Source organism: Stenotrophomonas forensis (assembly GCF_028752115.1).
Classification (GTDB): Bacteria; Pseudomonadota; Gammaproteobacteria; order Xanthomonadales; family Xanthomonadaceae; genus Stenotrophomonas; species Stenotrophomonas forensis.
In genome coordinates this window covers 4306713-4322166 of the sequence record NZ_CP082270.1, presented here as the reverse complement: position 1 = coordinate 4322166, position 15454 = coordinate 4306713, and the positions used below count along the sequence as shown (strand labels likewise).

Annotated in this window: 11 protein-coding genes and 1 pseudogene; 7 read left to right on the top strand and 5 right to left on the bottom strand. The window is 67.8% G+C overall.

The window, feature by feature from the left end; all coding sequences use genetic code 11:
- Positions 1-53: 53 nt before the first annotated feature.
- Positions 54-1216 (bottom strand): annotated as a pseudogene (locus K5L94_RS19800) (serine hydrolase domain-containing protein).
- Positions 1217-1283: 67 nt separating this feature from the next.
- Positions 1284-2213 (bottom strand): pepsin/retropepsin-like aspartic protease family protein, encoded by a 930-nt coding sequence (locus tag K5L94_RS19795; protein ID WP_053450924.1) that lies wholly within the window; start codon positions 2211-2213, stop codon positions 1284-1286.
- A gap of 107 nt (positions 2214-2320) precedes the next feature.
- On the opposite strand from K5L94_RS19795, the gene K5L94_RS19790 reads away from it, so the two are divergent.
- The 7 genes from K5L94_RS19790 to K5L94_RS19760 all read left to right on the top strand — a co-directional run bounded on the left by K5L94_RS19790 (position 2321) and on the right by K5L94_RS19760 (position 7969).
- Positions 2321-3028 carry a response regulator transcription factor gene (locus tag K5L94_RS19790; protein ID WP_274511201.1) on the top strand — a complete coding sequence of 236 codons (708 nt, stop codon included), beginning with the start codon at positions 2321-2323 and terminating at the stop codon, positions 3026-3028.
- Positions 3029-3060: 32 nt separating this feature from the next.
- On the top strand, positions 3061-4359 hold the full coding sequence (locus K5L94_RS19785; protein ID WP_197613484.1) for a sensor histidine kinase: 1299 nt from the start codon (positions 3061-3063) through the stop codon (positions 4357-4359).
- 71 nt (positions 4360-4430) lie between these two features.
- Complete coding sequence (locus K5L94_RS19780) at positions 4431-4931, top strand: MarR family winged helix-turn-helix transcriptional regulator (RefSeq protein ID WP_274511200.1); 501 nt, start codon at positions 4431-4433, stop codon at positions 4929-4931.
- Positions 4928-5665 (top strand): DNA alkylation repair protein, encoded by a 738-nt coding sequence (locus K5L94_RS19775; protein ID WP_274511199.1) that lies wholly within the window; start codon positions 4928-4930, stop codon positions 5663-5665. The genes K5L94_RS19780 and K5L94_RS19775 overlap by 4 nt, the downstream gene beginning before the upstream one ends.
- A gap of 113 nt (positions 5666-5778) precedes the next feature.
- Positions 5779-6036, top strand: coding sequence for a hypothetical protein (locus tag K5L94_RS19770; protein ID WP_053450920.1), 258 nt, complete (start codon positions 5779-5781; stop codon positions 6034-6036).
- 295 nt (positions 6037-6331) lie between these two features.
- Complete coding sequence (locus K5L94_RS19765; RefSeq protein WP_053509967.1) at positions 6332-7405, top strand: 3-deoxy-7-phosphoheptulonate synthase; 1074 nt, start codon at positions 6332-6334, stop codon at positions 7403-7405.
- A gap of 252 nt (positions 7406-7657) precedes the next feature.
- Complete coding sequence (locus K5L94_RS19760) at positions 7658-7969, top strand: DUF5076 domain-containing protein (protein ID WP_164086571.1); 312 nt, start codon at positions 7658-7660, stop codon at positions 7967-7969.
- Between the two features lie 30 nt (positions 7970-7999).
- On the opposite strand, the gene K5L94_RS19755 is transcribed toward K5L94_RS19760, so the two are convergent.
- The 3 genes from K5L94_RS19755 to K5L94_RS19745 are packed head-to-tail and all read right to left on the bottom strand — an operon-like array spanning position 8000 to position 15302.
- Positions 8000-11065, bottom strand: a complete 3066-nt coding sequence (locus K5L94_RS19755; RefSeq protein WP_164086570.1) for an efflux RND transporter permease subunit — start codon at positions 11063-11065, stop codon at positions 8000-8002.
- Positions 11062-14139: a multidrug efflux RND transporter permease subunit gene (locus K5L94_RS19750; RefSeq protein ID WP_164086569.1), complete on the bottom strand. Its 3078-nt coding sequence runs from the start codon at positions 14137-14139 to the stop codon at positions 11062-11064. Before K5L94_RS19750 ends, K5L94_RS19755 begins: the two co-directional genes overlap by 4 nt.
- Positions 14136-15302 carry an MdtA/MuxA family multidrug efflux RND transporter periplasmic adaptor subunit gene (locus tag K5L94_RS19745; RefSeq protein ID WP_164086568.1) on the bottom strand — a complete coding sequence of 389 codons (1167 nt, stop codon included), beginning with the start codon at positions 15300-15302 and terminating at the stop codon, positions 14136-14138. Before K5L94_RS19745 ends, K5L94_RS19750 begins: the two co-directional genes overlap by 4 nt.
- Positions 15303-15454 lie beyond the last annotated feature (152 nt).

Sequence of the window (15454 nt, the reverse complement as noted above, 5' to 3'; positions counted from 1 at the left end):
TGAAAACCCCGCCGGAAGGCGGGGTTTTTTTGTGGGCGTGGTGGGCGATGCAGTCAACGCACGAACGGCTTCTTCGCCCCGTACTCCCATTCCCAGGGCGCGCCGGTTTCACCCAGCACGAAGCGCACCAACGCCGGGAACGCCGCCTCGGCACGTACATCGTTGCCCAGGATCACCACGCAGCGCTGGCCCTGTTCGATGCACACCAGCGTATTACCCACCGCATCATCGTGGCCGCCCTTGTAGAAGCCGGCACCCTGCGGGCCCTGGAAGGTCACCACGCCCAGCCCCGCCGCCAGGTCCCGGTGCCGTTGTGCAGGCGGCAGCTCCGGCTGCAGGGTGGGGAACTGGCTGGCAGTGGTGATCGGCAGCTGCGGCCGCACCAGCTCCCTGCGCATCGATGCAGACAGCCCGTCGCCACGCACATAGCCGGCGGCGAAGCGGGCCATGTCGCCGATGGTGGTATCCATCGAGCCGGCCGCGCGCACGCGGCTGCGCTCATCGTGCGGCTCGGCGGCGCCCTGCGCGGTCCAGCCATCGGCCAGATTGCCGGCGAAATCCTCGCGCCACATCATGCTGGTGCGGGTCATGCCGAAGCGGTCGAACACCCGCTGCTGCATCAACGCGCCCACATCCTCGCCCAGCCGCCCGCGTTCGATCACGAACTGCAGCAGGATCAACCCTTCGCCGGAATAGCCATAGCGGCTGCCCGGATCGAAGTGGAACTTCAGCCGGCCGTCCGGTTCGAGGAACCCGAAGTTGGCAAAGCCACTGGCGTGGTTGAGCAGCAGGCGCGGGGTGAGCTGGCGCCAGCGCGGGTCATCGGCCAGCACGCTGTAGTCGGCGTACTTCTTTGGCTCGGGCGGGTAGTCCGGCAGGGGCTTGTCCAGTGCTGTGGCGATGCTGGCGTCCAGCCCGATCCGCGCATCCTGTGCCAGCTGTGCGACCAGATGACCGAACGCCATCTTGGTCAGCGAGGCGGCGTACATCACGGTGTCGGTGCGCAGCGGCTCGCCTGCGGCATTGCGTTCGCCATAGGCGGCCACGTGCACCACCTTGCCGCCATCGATCACCGCCAGCGCCATGCCACGCGCCTGTGCGGCCCGCATCAGGCGCTGCGCTTCGGCATCGATGCGGGCCGGCGAGGGTACCGGGGGGGGGCGGCCAGTACGGCCAGCGGCAACAGCGTCAGCAACAACAGGGCAGCACGGCGCATGCGTGGACCTCCTGGCAGGACGTGGCGCGATGCTACGCCAGCCCGCCGCCGGCGTCATGGTCTGGCCTCAGCTGGCGGTCGGGCGGCGCAGGCAGATCCGCGCCGCGCCTGTGCTGATGTCGACCTGGCCACCGCGCATGGCATCGGCGCCCAGGATCAGCGCGGGGCGCTTGTCCAATCCGATGGCCTTGAACACCGGCAGCTCACTGATCCTGACCTCCATGGCCGGGTGCTGCCAACCGTCGCTGCGCAGGCCGGGCAGGGTATACAGCCAGGTCGGGTGCGGCTTTCCGCCCAGGCCTTCGGTGCCCTTGCTGCGTACGCGCACGCGCGGATCGCTGCCATCGGTGCGCAATCCCAGGGCGCGCGCGGCGGCATCGTTGAGTACGGTCTGCGCAGCGCCGGTATCGACCACGGCAACGGCAGCGATGTTCGTTCCGCCGAAGGTGAGGGTGATGAATCCGAAATCGCGCAGGCCCTCGGCGCGGTCCGGCAGTGCATTGGCCTGGCAGCTGTCATCGTCGAAGTGGAGGGTGCCGGTTCTCGACAGCGACAGCTCACCTCGAACGAAGTCCCAACGGGTGTCCCAGCGTGCGGTCAGGTCATTGCCGACCAAGCCGTCGATGGCGGGGTCGTCGCCCTTGGTCAGCGACGCCAGATCGGCCTGCAGTGCGCTGGCCTGCAGCTGCCAGCTGCCGAGCTGCCAGGTGGTGGTGCGCGTGCGCCGCAGCTGCGCGCCCGAGGTACTGGCGCCTTGGGCGATCGAAACCTCGGCCGTGCCATCGACCAGGCCGTAACGGCGTACCACGCGCCCATCGACCAGCGTGGCGCCGGCCGCACTGTCGACCACGAAGCGCAGCGGTTCGGCCCGGCCGTCCAGCGAAAGCGCCACCGTCGGGTGCCCGCCCTGCATCCACATCGGCAGCACATGTTCGGGGGTGTCGGCGGCCAGCGTGGGGAAGGCGGCGGCAAGCAGGGGCAACAGGGCGAGGCGCACGGGAAGTCTCCTGGGTTGAATGGGGAGGCCCATTGGCGCGCATCGGCGTATCGCGGGAATATCGGCGTTGATACCGTCCTGATACACACCTGCACGATACTGGCCGCATGAACACTCCCGCCCGGGTCATCGTTGTCGATGACGATGCCAGCATCCGTGATGCCATTGCCGACTGCCTGATGCTGCACGGCTACCAGGTGCGTGTGGCCGCCGACGCCGCGGCGTTGGATGTGCTGCTGCAGAGCGAGCGGCCGGACGCGATCATCCTGGACTGGATGATGCCGGGCGAGGATGGCCTGTCGGTGTGCCGCCGGCTGCAGGCACGCGCCATCCCGATCCTGATGCTGTCGGCGATGGGCACCGCACCGGATCGCGTGATCGGTCTGGAAATGGGGGCCGATGACTATCTGGCCAAACCTTTCGATCCGCGCGAACTGCTGGCGCGGGTGCGGGCACTGCTGCGCCGGCAGGACAAGCTGCGCATCCAGGTGGCCAGCGAGCTGCGTTTCTGCGGCTGGCGATTGTTTCCCGAGCAACGCCGCCTGCTTGCGCCCGATGGCAACGAGCTGGCGCTCAGCCGCGGCGAATTTGCCCTGTTGTTGGCGCTCGCCGAGCGCGCAGGGCGGGTGCTGGGACGCGAGCAGCTGCTGTCGTTGACCCGGGGCGAGGACAGCGAGAGCGTCGACCGTGCTGTCGACCTGGCGATCAGCCGCCTGCGCCGCAGGCTGGGCCAGGCGGCACCCGGCGCAGAGGCATTGGTGCAGACGCTGCGCGGCGAAGGCTATCGCTTCGACGCCGAGGTGGAGGTGCTGTGAGGGCGCGCTGGTCCACCGCGCGCTGGGTCGGGATGCTGGCCCTGGCCAGCCTGCTGCTGGCCACCCTGGTCAGCGTGGCGGTGGTGGGCTGGATGCCGCGACCGCCGCCGCCGCCGATGCGGCTGGACCAGGCCATGCAGGTGTTGCGGGGTGAACGCTCCGCCGCGATGTTGGGCCTGCACCTGGAAACCCGCATGTCTCCACCCGAGGGCCTCAGCAATGACTGGCTCACCCAGCTGGTGGCCACGCAGCTGGGCCAGCCGCTGGAGCACGTAAAGCTGGTCTGGAGCAGCCGCGGCAAGGCCCCGGAGGTGCAGGTCATCGAAGGCGGCGCCGTGCTCGACGCCAAAGCGCGTGCGGACGCATTGCAGGCGCAGGTCGCGGTGCTGACCGCAATGCAGTGGACGCCGTTCGAACTGGCCGTGCGCCGGGCTGATGGTCGATGGCAGGTGGTAGGCAGCGACCACAGCGATCTGGCAGCGTGGCGCCGGCAGGTCGTGCTGGCGCTGGTGACGGGAACCGTGCTGCTGGCACCGCTGGCTGCATGGGCCGCGATCCGCCTTGGCCGGCCCCTGCGGCGGCTGGCCGAGGCCAGCGCCAACGTGGACCTGCAGGCCAGCACACCGCTTCCGGACGACGGCCCACGCGAGGTGCAGGTACTGGCCCGCGCGATCAGCGCCGGGCGCGAGCGGTTGCACGAACAGGCGCAGGAGATGACCCGCATGCTCGCCGCCGTCGCGCACGATCTGCGCACACCGTTGACCGGCCTGCGCCTGCGTGCGGAGTTCGCGCCACCACAACAGGCGGCGCGGATGGTGGCCGACATCGAGCGCATGGACACGATGATCGAGCAGGTCCTCGACTATGCGCGTGGCGAGCTGCAGCCATTGCAGATGCGCCCACTCGACCTGGCCGCGCTGCTGGAGGAATGCGTGCAGAGCGCGCTGCTGCGCGGCGTCGATATCTCCCTCGACGGACCGGATGCGCTGTCGTGGCAGGGGGACGCGCTGTTGCTGCGGCGGGCGATCGACAATCTCATCGACAACGCTGATCGCTACGCGGGGGCGGTACAGCTGCAGGCCGCCCTGTCCGGCAACGTGGTGCAGCTGGACGTGATGGATCGCGGCCCCGGCGTCGACCAGGCCGACCGCGCGCGCCTGCTGCTGCCCTTCCAGCGCAGCGAGGGCTCACGCAGCCGCACTACCGGTGGGACCGGGCTGGGCCTGGCGGTCGCTGCCAACGTCGCGCGACGGCATGGTGGCGAGCTGCTGCTGCTGCCCCGCGAAGGCGGCGGACTGATCGCCCGGCTGCTGCTGGCAAAGCACTCCTGACATCAACACTTGATCGACCCTGACGTTATTTTCATATTATGATTAGCTGACTAATCATAATCATGCGGCCGATGATCGAAGCCAAGCACCATGCCCTGCTGGAGGAAGCGCAGCGACGTGGCCACAGCAATGTCGCCCTGCTGCGGCTGTGCTTCCAGTTGCTGTCGTTGTCTTCGGCGATCGATCACGACTGCGCCAGCCGGCTGGCGCCACATGGGCTCAGCGAAGGCCGCTTCATCGTGCTGTTCCTGCTGCACGGTGCCGGTGGCACGCTGCCGCCGCATGCGCTGGCAGAGCGCGCGGGCGTCACCCGCGCCACCATCAGCGGCCTGCTTGATGGCCTGCAGCGCGAAGGCCTGCTGCAGCGTCGCAGTGATGCCGAGGATGGCCGCCGCCTGCAGATCGTACTGACCGCGAAGGGCACGCGCCTGGCGGAAACACTATTCGAACGGCATACGCTGTGGATCGGTGGCCTGTTCGATGGCCTGGATGCGTCCGAGCAGCAGCAGCTTTCGCAGCTGCTGCACAAGGTCTGGCTGCACACCGACGCCGGGCGCGGGAGCGGGGCATGAGTGCGGTGACCACGCAACGCCAGCACGCGCTCAACAGCGGCCGCGTTGCGACGACCCATCTGGCCGAGTGCCTGGCGGTGGACTTCGGTGAGTTGCTGCGGTGCGTGGCGCCGTCGCTTGAACCGGCAGCGCTGCAGCGCATGCGGGACGCCTCAGGCAAGGGCATCACCCAGCGCATGGCCCTGGCCGCGCAACTGCTGCGTGAAGCGGGGCAGGGCGCGCCTGCGCTCTGGCAGCATCACAACTCCGATACCGTGCGCGGCTGGGCCTGCTACCTGATCGGCAGTGATTCCCGCGCAACCCTGGCAGAGAAGCTGCAGCAGATGCGCACGCTGGCCGATGACCCGCACTTCGGTGTGCGCGAATGGGCGTGGCTGGCGCTGCGCGCGGACATTGTTACCGCGCCGCTGCAGGCGCTTGAGCACCTGCAACCGTGGACACAGGAAACATCACCCTACCTGCGCCGGTTCGCCTGCGAAGCACTGCGTCCGCGCGGCGTGTGGGCCACGCACATCGCGCCGTTCAAGCAGCATCCGCAACAGGCATTGCCGTTGCTGGAAGCACTGGCCGACGACCCTGAACGCTATGTGCAGGACTCGGTCGGCAATTGGCTCAACGATGCCGGCAAGACGCAGCCGCAGTGGCTGCGTGACCTGTGCGTGCGCTGGCAGCACGAGCACCCCGGTGCCGCCAACGCCTACATCCGCAAGCGCGCACTGCGTTCGCTGCGGTAGTGCCGGCCGCTGACCGGCTAGCCCCGGCCATTCAAGCGGGCATGGCACATGCGCCTGTCACCCAGACACGGTAAACAGTGCATTGCCCATGTCCGTCCGCAGGGAAGTTGATCATGCAGAGCACGCTCCAGGTCACGCTGTTCGGCCCTCTGGGTGAAACCCCGGCGTTGCAGTTGCCGGAACAGGAGGGGCCGTCGGTGGCCATTCCCGAAGCGGTCCTGCGGCGGCTGGTCTCCGATCTCTACACCGCGCGCTCGTTGCTCAACCCCGAGCAGCTGGACGAGGCCCGGCAGGAGCTGGGCCGCGTGCTGGAGCGCTGGGCCGACATCCATGAAGGCCTGCTGCTGGATGTGGAAGTGCATGGCAGATGAGCGACTTCGCGTGGTTGCCGCCGCATGGGTCGCGCCGGCGCGCACCTCGCTGAACCGTGTCCCCAGTTGCGGATGAAACATTTTGCACTGCGCAAAAGCTGTGCTATCAATACATCCCATGAACGCAGCCGCTACCCGCTTTTACTGGTATTACTTTCCGAAGCCTCTGGCGGAGGAAGGACTGCGCTCACCCTGAAGAAAGCTTCAGACGCATTCCCGAAAGCCGCCAGCGAACCTGGCGGCTTTTTTCATGCCGCCACGCTGGGGACCCCCAACGTTCCGGAGACCCCCCGCAATGCCCCCGCACACCGACGACCTGCGTATCCGCACCATCGAACCGCTGACACCGCCTGCCCAGCTGCTGGCGATGCTGCCGTGTGACGATGAAGCCTCCGACACCGTCAGCGCCTCGCGCGCGGCCCTGCACCAGATCCTGCACGGCCGTGATGACCGCCTGGCGGTGGTGGTCGGCCCGTGCTCGATCCACGATCCGCATGCGGCCATCGAGTACGCCCAGCGCCTGAAGCCACTGCGCGATGCGCTGGCCGGCGAACTGGAAATCGTCATGCGCGTGTACTTCGAGAAGCCGCGCACCACGGTGGGCTGGAAGGGCCTGATCAACGACCCCGACCTGGACGGCAGCTTCAGGATCGACAAGGGCCTGCGCATCGCCCGCGGCCTGCTGCGCGACATCAACAAGCTTGGCCTGCCGGCCGGTGTCGAATTCCTCGATGTGATCTCGCCGCAGTACATCGCCGACCTGGTGGCCTGGGGCGCGATTGGTGCGCGCACCACCGAAAGCCAGGTGCACCGCGAACTGGCCTCGGGGCTGTCGTGCCCGGTCGGCTTCAAGAACGGCACCGATGGCAACGTCAAGATCGCTGCTGACGCGGTGGGGGCTGCCTCCAATCCGCATCATTTCCTGTCGGTCACCAAGCAGGGCGGCACCGCCATCGTCTCGACCACCGGCAATCCGGACTGCCATGTGATCCTGCGCGGCGGCAAGCAGCCGAACTACGACGCAGGCAGTGTTGCCGAGGCCTGCCAGGCGCTGGCCAAGGCCAAGCTGCCGACCCGCCTGATGATCGACGCCAGCCACGCCAACAGCCTGAAGAACCCGGACAACCAGCCGAAGGTGATCGAGGACATCGCCGTTCAGTTGGAAGACGGCGAACAGCGCATCGTTGGTGTGATGATCGAGAGCCATCTGGTCGGTGGCCGCCAGGAACTGGTGGAGGGCCAGCCGCTGGTCTACGGGCAGAGCATCACCGATGGCTGCATCGACTGGGACACCACCGTGACGGTGCTGGAGCGACTGGCTGCGGCCGTGCGCGCCCGTCGTGAAGTAAAGGTGTCTGAAGCCGCTTGATTGCGGCACGTGTGTGGATGGCGGCCAGCGCCTGCGGGGGTGCGGCCGCGATCAGGGTCGGTCGGAGTTGGAGGCCGACCCGTCCGCACCGGCGATGCGCCTGGCGCTGCGTAAGTGCGACAGCGCCAGGTACATCGCCGGGGTGGTGATATCGGTTTTTGTAGAGTCGAGCCACGCTCGACTGACGCAGTAGATCCACGCCACGCGTGGATGTGCGCCACAATGCGGCATCCTGTCCTTGCGGCTGCCGCCATGAACGAATTGATCATCCCTGACGCTGCACAGCGCGACGAATCGTCCGTCGAGATGATCCGTGTGTGGATCGCCGAGCGTGGGCTGCACACATCACTGAAGGTGGGTATGTATGATGATCGCCCCGGTATCCGCGAGGAACGTGCCTGGGGGCGCATTCTGGCCGATGTTGCCCAGCACGTAGCCGACGCGCTGGCGACCAGCCACGGCATGGACCGTGACGTGGCGATCGAGGCCATCAAGGCCGCCTTCAACGAGGAGTTGCAGGCGCCCTCCAGCGGTCGGTCCGGCGGGTTCGTCGTGCGCCACTGACGGCCGATCCCGGTCGAGCATGGCTCGACTCTACATGGCCTTCTTTTTCCGCACCCTCGCCAACGCCAGGTACATCGCCGGCGTCGTGTACAGCGTCAGCCACTGGCTGACCAGCAACCCGCCCACGATCGCGATGCCCAGCGGCTGCCGCAGCTCCCAGCCCTCGCCATTGGCCAGCATCAGCGGCAGGGTGCCCAGCAGCGCCGCCAGCGAGGTCATCAGGATCGGCCGCAGGCGCAATCGTGCCGCGTCCATCACCGCATCCTGCGCACTCAAGCCACGTCGCTCACCGGCCAGGGCGAAATCGACCAGCAGGATGGTGTTCTTCATCACCACGCCCACCAGCAGGAACAACCCCAGCAACGCGATCAGGTTCAGTTCGTTGCCGAACACCCACAGCGCCAGCAGCGCGCCGATGCCGGCCGAGGGCAGGGTGGACAGAATCACCAGCGGCTGCAGGAAGCTCTCATAGAGAATCCCCAGCACCAGGTAGACCGCCAGGGTGGCGCCCAGCACCAGCCACAACTGCCGCGCGCGCAGGCTGTCCAGGCCACCGGCTTCACCGGACAGCTTGGCCTGCACCGTACGAGGCAGCATCAGTTTCGCCATCGCGGCATTGATCGCCTGCGTGGCCTGTTCCAGGCCCACGCCCGGCGCCAGCGAGAACTGGATCCAGATCGAGGCGAACTGCTCGCTGTGGTAGATGCGGTCCGGCGCCATGCCGTAGCGCCAGCTGGCGATGGTCGACAGCGGAATGCGCTGGCCACTGCCATCGATCACCTGCAGGCGCGCCAGGGTGCCTGGGTCCTGGGTGTGCTTCGGGTCCAGCTCCATCACCACGCGGTACTGGTTGAGGCTGTCGTACAGGGTGGCGACCTGGCGCTGGCTGAAGGAGTTGTTGAGCATGTTGGCCACGGTCTTCAGGTCCACGCCATGGCGCGCGGCGGCCTCGCGGTCGATGTCCAGCACCACCTGGCGCATGCCGGCCTCGCCCTGTGCTTCCACGTCCACCAGCTCGGGCAGGGCGCGCAGCGCGGCGCCGACCTTCGGCGCCCACTCGCGCAGCGGCGCCATGTCCGCCGACAGCAGCTGGAACTCGTACTGGCCGCTGCTGCCGCCGCCTTCCAAGCGGATGTCCTGGTCCACCCACAGGTACAGGTTGCCGCCGGGCAGTTTGGGCAGGCGCGCGCGCAGGCGGTCGATCACCTCCTGGCTGGACACCTTGCGCTCGGCCAGCGGCTTCATCTTGATCATGATGAAGGCGTTGTTGACCCCGTTGCTGCCACCGATGTAGCCGATGATGTCCTCGATGGCCGGGTCGGACAGCAGCAGCGTGCGGTAGGCATCGATCTTCGGCTGCATGGCTTGGAACGAGAGGCCATCGTCGCCACGGGCGAAGCCACGCAGCTGCGCGGTGTCCTGCTTGGGCACCACGCCCTTGGGCACCTGCTGGAACAGCCAGGCGTTGAGCGCGATGACCGCCACGAAGGCCAGCAGCGGCCAGCGCAGCCGGCGCAGGCAGGCCTGCAGCGTGCGCAGGTAGGCCTCACGCACGCGCTCGAACAGCGCGTTGCTGCCACGCTGCCAGCGTGAGGCGTGCTGCGCGTCATCGACGAACAGGCGCGCGCACAGCATCGGCACCAGACTGAGCGCAACGACCACCGACACGCTCATCGCCGCCACCAGGGTCAGCGAGAATTCGCGGAACAGGCGCTCGACGAAATCATCCAGGAACAGGATGGAGACGAACACCACCGCCAGCGCCACGTTCATCGACAGCAGGGTGGCGCCCACTTCGGACGCGCCACGCACCGCGGCCTGCCAGCGGTCGGCGCCCAATTCGCGGTGACGCGCGATGTTTTCCAGCACCACGATGGCATCGTCCACCACCAGCACCGCGGCTACGATCAGTGCCATCAGCGAAAGCGTGTTGAGCGAGAAGCCCATCAACGCCACCAGCGCCAGCGTGCCGAACAGCACCACCGGGATGGCCACGCTGGGCACCAGCGCCGCGCGCCAGTGGCCGAGGAAGCCAAGCACCACCAGCACCACCAGGGCGATGGCCAGCACCAGGGTCAGTTCGGCCTCGTGCAGGGTGGCGCGGATGACCGGCGAGCGGTCCATCACCAGCCGCATGTCGACGTTGGCCGGCAGCAGCGCGTGCAGCTGCGGCAGCTGCGCCTGGATGGCATCGACGGTGGCGATGATGTTGGCGCCGGGCTGGCGGCTGACGATCAGCAGCACGGCGGGGCGTTCATTGTGGAAGCCGCTGGCGTAACGGTCTTCCACCCCGTCGGCAACGGCGGCGACATCGCCCAGCCGCAGCGTGCGGTCGTCGCTGAACTTCAACGCCAGTTCGCGGTACTGCGCGGCCTGGCGTAGCTGCAGCGGCGCTTCCAGCTGCCACAGCTGGCGCTCGTCCCCCACCGCGCCCAGCGGGCGCACCGCATTGGCACGCGCGATGGCCTGGGCCACGTCCTCAAGCGCCAGGCCTGCATGGTTCAATGCATTCGGGTCCAGCGATACACGTACGGCGGGCAAGGCACTGCCCCCCACCTGCACTTCACCCACGCCCGGTACCTGCGACAGCTTCTGCGCCAGCACGGTGGAGGCCAGGTCATACAGCTGGCCGGGCGACAACGTACCCGAAGTCAGCGCCAGCGCAAGGATAGGCGCCTGCGAAGGATTCACCTTGCGGTACTGCGGCATGCCGGGCATGCCACTGGGCAGCTGCCCACGTGCAAGGTTGATGGCGGCCTGCACTTCACGTGCCGCTTCATCGATGTCGCGGCCGAGCACGAACTTCAATTCGATCTGGGTCTGGCCCTGGGTGCTGGCCGAGTCGATGCGTGAGATGCCGGGCAGGCTGCCCAGTGCACGCTCCAGTGGTGTGGCCACGGTGGCAGCCATCGATTCGGGCGAGGCGCCGGGTAGGCTGGCGCTGACTTCAATGGCCGGGTAATCCACCTGCGGCAGCGGTGCCACCGGCAACAGGCGCAATGCCAGCAGGCCGGCCAGCACCAGCGCCACCGCCAGCAGGATCGTCGCAACCGGGCGCTGCACGCAGGCCTGCGCCAAGCGCGCGATGGGGGTCACGCGCGCGCCTCGTCAACGACCACCGGGGACGCTGCACGGCCACGCTGCAGGCGATCAAAGGCCAGGTAGATCACCGGCGTGGTGAACAGGGTCAGCACCTGGCTGACCAGCAGGCCGCCGACCATCACCCAGCCCAGCGGTTGCCTCAGTTCGGCACCCGAACCACTGGCCAGCATCAGCGGCACTGCGCCGAACAGCGCGGCCAGCGTGGTCATCAGGATCGGCCGGAAGCGCAGCAGCGCGGCCTGGTGGATCGCCTCGCGCGGTGGCATGCCGCGTGTGCGCTGCGCGTCCAGCGCGAAGTCGATCATCATGATCGCGTTCTTCTTCACCAGCCCGATCAGCAGCACGATGCCGATCACCGCGATCAGGTCCAGGCTGCGTCCGCTTGCCCACAGCGCAGCCAGCGCACCGACGGTGGCCGAGGGCAGGGTGGACAGGATGGTGATGGGATGTATGAAGCTCTCGTAGAGCACGCCCAGCACGATGTACATCACCACCACGGCAGCCAGGATCAGCCACAACGTGGACGACAGCGAGCTGCTGAAGGCCGCCGCCGCGCCCTGCAGGCGAAGTTCGATGCTCTGCGGCAGGTTCACCTGTGCGCGCGCGGCGTGCACGGCCTCCACCGCTTCGCCCAGCGATGCGCCCGGGGCAAGATTGAACGATAGCGTGGCCGCTGGGAACTGGCCCACGTGATTGCGCAGCAGCGCAGAGGGTCCCACCTCCACCCGTGCTATCGCGCCCAGCGGCACGGTCTGCCCGGCGCTGTTGCGCACGCGCAGGCCGGTGATGGCCTCCGGTCCCGATTGGCGCGCCGGATCGGCTTCCAGTACCACCCGGTATTGGCTGGCCTGGGTGAAGATGGTTGAAATCTGGCGCTGTCCATAGGCGTCGTACAGGGCATCGGCTACCGCTTCCACGCTTACGCCCAGGCGCGCCGCCGCATCGCGGTCGATCGCCACGCGCGCCTGCCGCCCCTGCATCTGCAGATCGCTGGCGACATCACGCATCGCAGGCGACTGGCGCAAGGCCTGAAGCAGCTTCGGTGTCCAGATTTCCAGCGTTTCCAGGTCCGGCGTGGTCAGGGTGAACTGGTATTGATTGCGGCTGATGCGGTCCTCGATGCCCAGCTCCTGCACCGGCTGCAGGTACAGGGTGATGCCCGGAATCTTCGCCACGCGCTGCTGCAGGCGTGCCATCACCACCGCAGCGCCATCGCGGTCGCCATGCGGCTTCAGCTCGATCAGCAGGCGCCCGGTGTTGAGCGTGGCGTTGTTGCCGTCCACGCCGATGTAGGACGACACGCTGGCCACCGCCTCGTCCGCTTCGATGGCCGCGGCCAGCGCCTGCTGGCGCTCGTGCATGGCCTGGAACGAGATCGCCTGCGGCGCTTCGCTGATGCCCTGCACCAGGCCGGAATCCTGCACCGGGAAGAAGCCCTTGGGCACGGCGAAGTACAGCGCCACGGTGAGTGCGAGGGTGGCAACGGTGGCCAGCAGCATCAGCGGCTGGCGCTGCAGCACCCAGCGCAGCTGTCGGTCGTAGAGGGCGATGACGCGGTCGAAGACATCGGGTGCATGCGCGGTCTTCGCATGCGGCTTCAGGAAGCGCGCGCACAGCATTGGCGTCAAGGTCAGCGAGACCAGCAGCGAAATGCCGATGGCCACCGCCAGCGTCACTGCGAACTCATGGAACAGCGCGCCCACCAGGTCGGCCATGAACAGCAGCGGGATCAGCACCGCGATCAGCGAAACGGTCAGCGACACCAGGGTGAAGCCGATCTCGGTTGCGCCTTTCAGCGCTGCATCGCGTGGGCTTTCACCTTCCTCCAGATGGCGGGCGATGTTCTCCAGCATCACGATGGCATCGTCCACCACGAAGCCGGTAGCGATGGTCAGCGCCATCAGCGTGAGGTTGTTGAGCGAATAGCCGGCCAGCAGCATCACCGCGAAAGTCCCGATGAGCGACAGTGGCACCGCTACGCTGGGAATGAGGGTGGCCGGCAGATTTCGCAGGAACACCCAGGTGACCAGCACCACCAGGCCAATGGCCAGCACCAGTTCCTTCTGCACGCCGCGCACCGACGCGCGGATCGATTCAGTGCGGTCGCTCAGTACATTCATCTGCACACCGGCCGGCAGCGTGGCCTGCAGCTGCGGCAGCAGCGTACGTACCTGTTCGACCACGGCGATCACGTTGGCGCCGGGCTGGCGCTGGATGTTCACCAGCACCGCCGGCGTGGTGCCGCTCCACGCGGCCAGCTGGCGGTTCTCTGCGTCATCGGTGATGGTGGCGACATCGCCCAGCCGCAGCGGCGCGCCGTCGCGCCAGGCCAATACCAGCGCGCGGTATTCGGCCACGCTGCGCATCTGATCGTTGGCGTCGAGCATCACCGCGCGGATCGGGCCATCGAAGCTGCCCTTGGGCAGGTTGACGTTGGCGGCGGCGATGGCAGTGCGGATGTGGTCCATGCCCAGGCCGTTGGCGGCCAGTGCCGCCGGATTGGCCTGGATGCGCACGGCCGGGCGTTGGCCACCGGCCAGGCTGACCAGGCCGACGCCGGGCAACTGCGCCAGGCGCTGGGCAATGCGCGTATCCACCAGATCGTGCACCTGCGGCAGTGACAGGCCTTGTGAGGTCACTGCCAAGGTCAGGATCGGCGTATCGGCTGGATTGACCTTGCGGTAGACAGGTGGCACCGGCAGGTCGCCGGGCAGGAAGCTCCCTGCCGCATTGATCGCGGCCTGCACGTCCTGTTCGGCCACGCCCAGCGACACCTCCAGCCCGAACTGCAGGGTGATGACCGACGCGCCGCCGGAACTGGTCGACGATAGTTGCTTCAGGCCGGGGATCTGCCCGAGCTGGCGCTCCAGCGGCGCGGTGATGGTGCGTGTGGTCAGTTCCGGGCTGGCACCGGGGTACAACGTGGTGATCTGGATGATCGGGTAATCGACCTGCGGCAGTGCCGCCACCGGCAGCAGGCGATAGGCCAGCATGCCCGACAGCAGCAGCGCCACCATCAGCAGCGTGGTGGCGACCGGACGCAGGATGAACGCGCGCGAGAGATTCATGTGCCAGCCCTGGTCGCGGCCTCCTCGGCGATGATCTCCACCGCCGTTCCGTCTTCCAGTCCGTCGATGCCTTCGATCACCACCTGATCGCCCGCAGCCAGCCCCGAGCGCACGGCCACGCGGCCGTCATCGGCAGGCCCAAGCACCACGTTGCGGCGCTGCGCCTTGTTGTCCTTGCCGACGACATGCACGTAGTTGCCCTGGCTGCCGAACTGTACGGCGGCATCGGGAATCAGCAGGGCGGGCTGCTCGCCCAGCCGCAGGCGTACGTTGACGAACTGGTTGGGGAACAGCGCCAGATCGTGGTTGTCGAAGTGCGCACGCAGTTTCAGCGTGCCGGTGGTGGTATCGATGCGGTTGTCGACGCTGGACAGCGAGCCGCGGGCCAGTTGCCGGCGTTCTTCGCGGTCCCAGGTTTCCACTGCCAGCGCCGGTTGCGCCTGCACGGCATCGAGCAGCGCGGGCAGCTCAGGTTCGGGCACGGTGAACAGCACGCTGATCGGCGCGGTCTGCGCCAGCGTCACCAGGCCTTCGGCATCGCTGGAGCGCACCAGGTTGCCCACGTCCAACCGGCGCAGCCCGACGCGGCCACTGACCGGTGCGGTGATGCGGGTGTACTGCAGCTGCAGTCGGGCTTCGTCAACTGAGGCCTGGTCGCTGAGGCGGCGGCCTTGCAGCTGGCGCACCTTGCTCTGCTGGTCGCTCAGTTCCTGCCCGGATACGTAGTTCTGCTTCTGCAGTTCGCGGTAGCGCTGCAGTTGGCGTTCGGCGTTCTCCAGCTCGGCCAGGTTCTGCTGCTGGGTACCCTGGGCCTGTGCCAGCTTCACCTCATACGGGCGTGGATCGATCTGTGCCAGCAGGTCGCCTGCTTTGACCTGCTGGCCTTCCTGGAAGTGCAGGCGCAGCAGCTCGCCATCCACACGGCTGCGTACCACCACGCTGTGCAGCGGGGTGACCGTACCGACCGCCTTCAAGCGCAGCGCCAGCGGCTCGGCGCTGGCGCGCGCCACGCGTACCGGCACCGTCTTGACCGGCGCACCGTCGCTGCTGCCGGCGTCGTTCCGGGGCCACAGCCACCACGCCAGAAGGGCGACGAGGGCGATAGCCAGCACCACCCATAACGGGCGGGCACGGCGGAAACGGGAACTTTCGGCGACAGACATGGGGCATCCTGCGCCCTGCGCGCGCAGGGTCATGCGGGCCCGTCGGCGCGTACACGGCAACCACGGGCAACGGGGAGGGAGTGTCTGGCGGGGCCGCGGGCGCGGCGTGGCTGGATGCCGTCGCAGCAGCGACGGGGTGACAATGGTAGCCA

Excerpts from the sequence above, each read along its gene's own strand:
- K5L94_RS19790 (WP_274511201.1), top strand. The coding sequence starts at position 2,321 with ATGAACACTCCCGCCCGGGTCATCGTTGTCGATGACGATGCCAGCATC.
- K5L94_RS19785 (WP_197613484.1), top strand. The coding sequence starts at position 3,061 with ATGCTGGCCCTGGCCAGCCTGCTGCTGGCCACCCTGGTCAGCGTGGCG.
- K5L94_RS19780 (WP_274511200.1), top strand. The coding sequence starts at position 4,431 with ATGATCGAAGCCAAGCACCATGCCCTGCTGGAGGAAGCGCAGCGACGT.
- K5L94_RS19775 (WP_274511199.1), top strand. The coding sequence starts at position 4,928 with ATGAGTGCGGTGACCACGCAACGCCAGCACGCGCTCAACAGCGGCCGC.
- K5L94_RS19770 (WP_053450920.1), top strand. The coding sequence starts at position 5,779 with ATGCAGAGCACGCTCCAGGTCACGCTGTTCGGCCCTCTGGGTGAAACC.
- K5L94_RS19765 (WP_053509967.1), top strand. The coding sequence starts at position 6,332 with ATGCCCCCGCACACCGACGACCTGCGTATCCGCACCATCGAACCGCTG.
- K5L94_RS19760 (WP_164086571.1), top strand. The coding sequence starts at position 7,658 with ATGAACGAATTGATCATCCCTGACGCTGCACAGCGCGACGAATCGTCC.
- K5L94_RS19750 (WP_164086569.1), bottom strand. The coding sequence starts at position 14,139 with ATGAATCTCTCGCGCGCGTTCATCCTGCGTCCGGTCGCCACCACGCTG.
- K5L94_RS19745 (WP_164086568.1), bottom strand. The coding sequence starts at position 15,302 with ATGTCTGTCGCCGAAAGTTCCCGTTTCCGCCGTGCCCGCCCGTTATGG.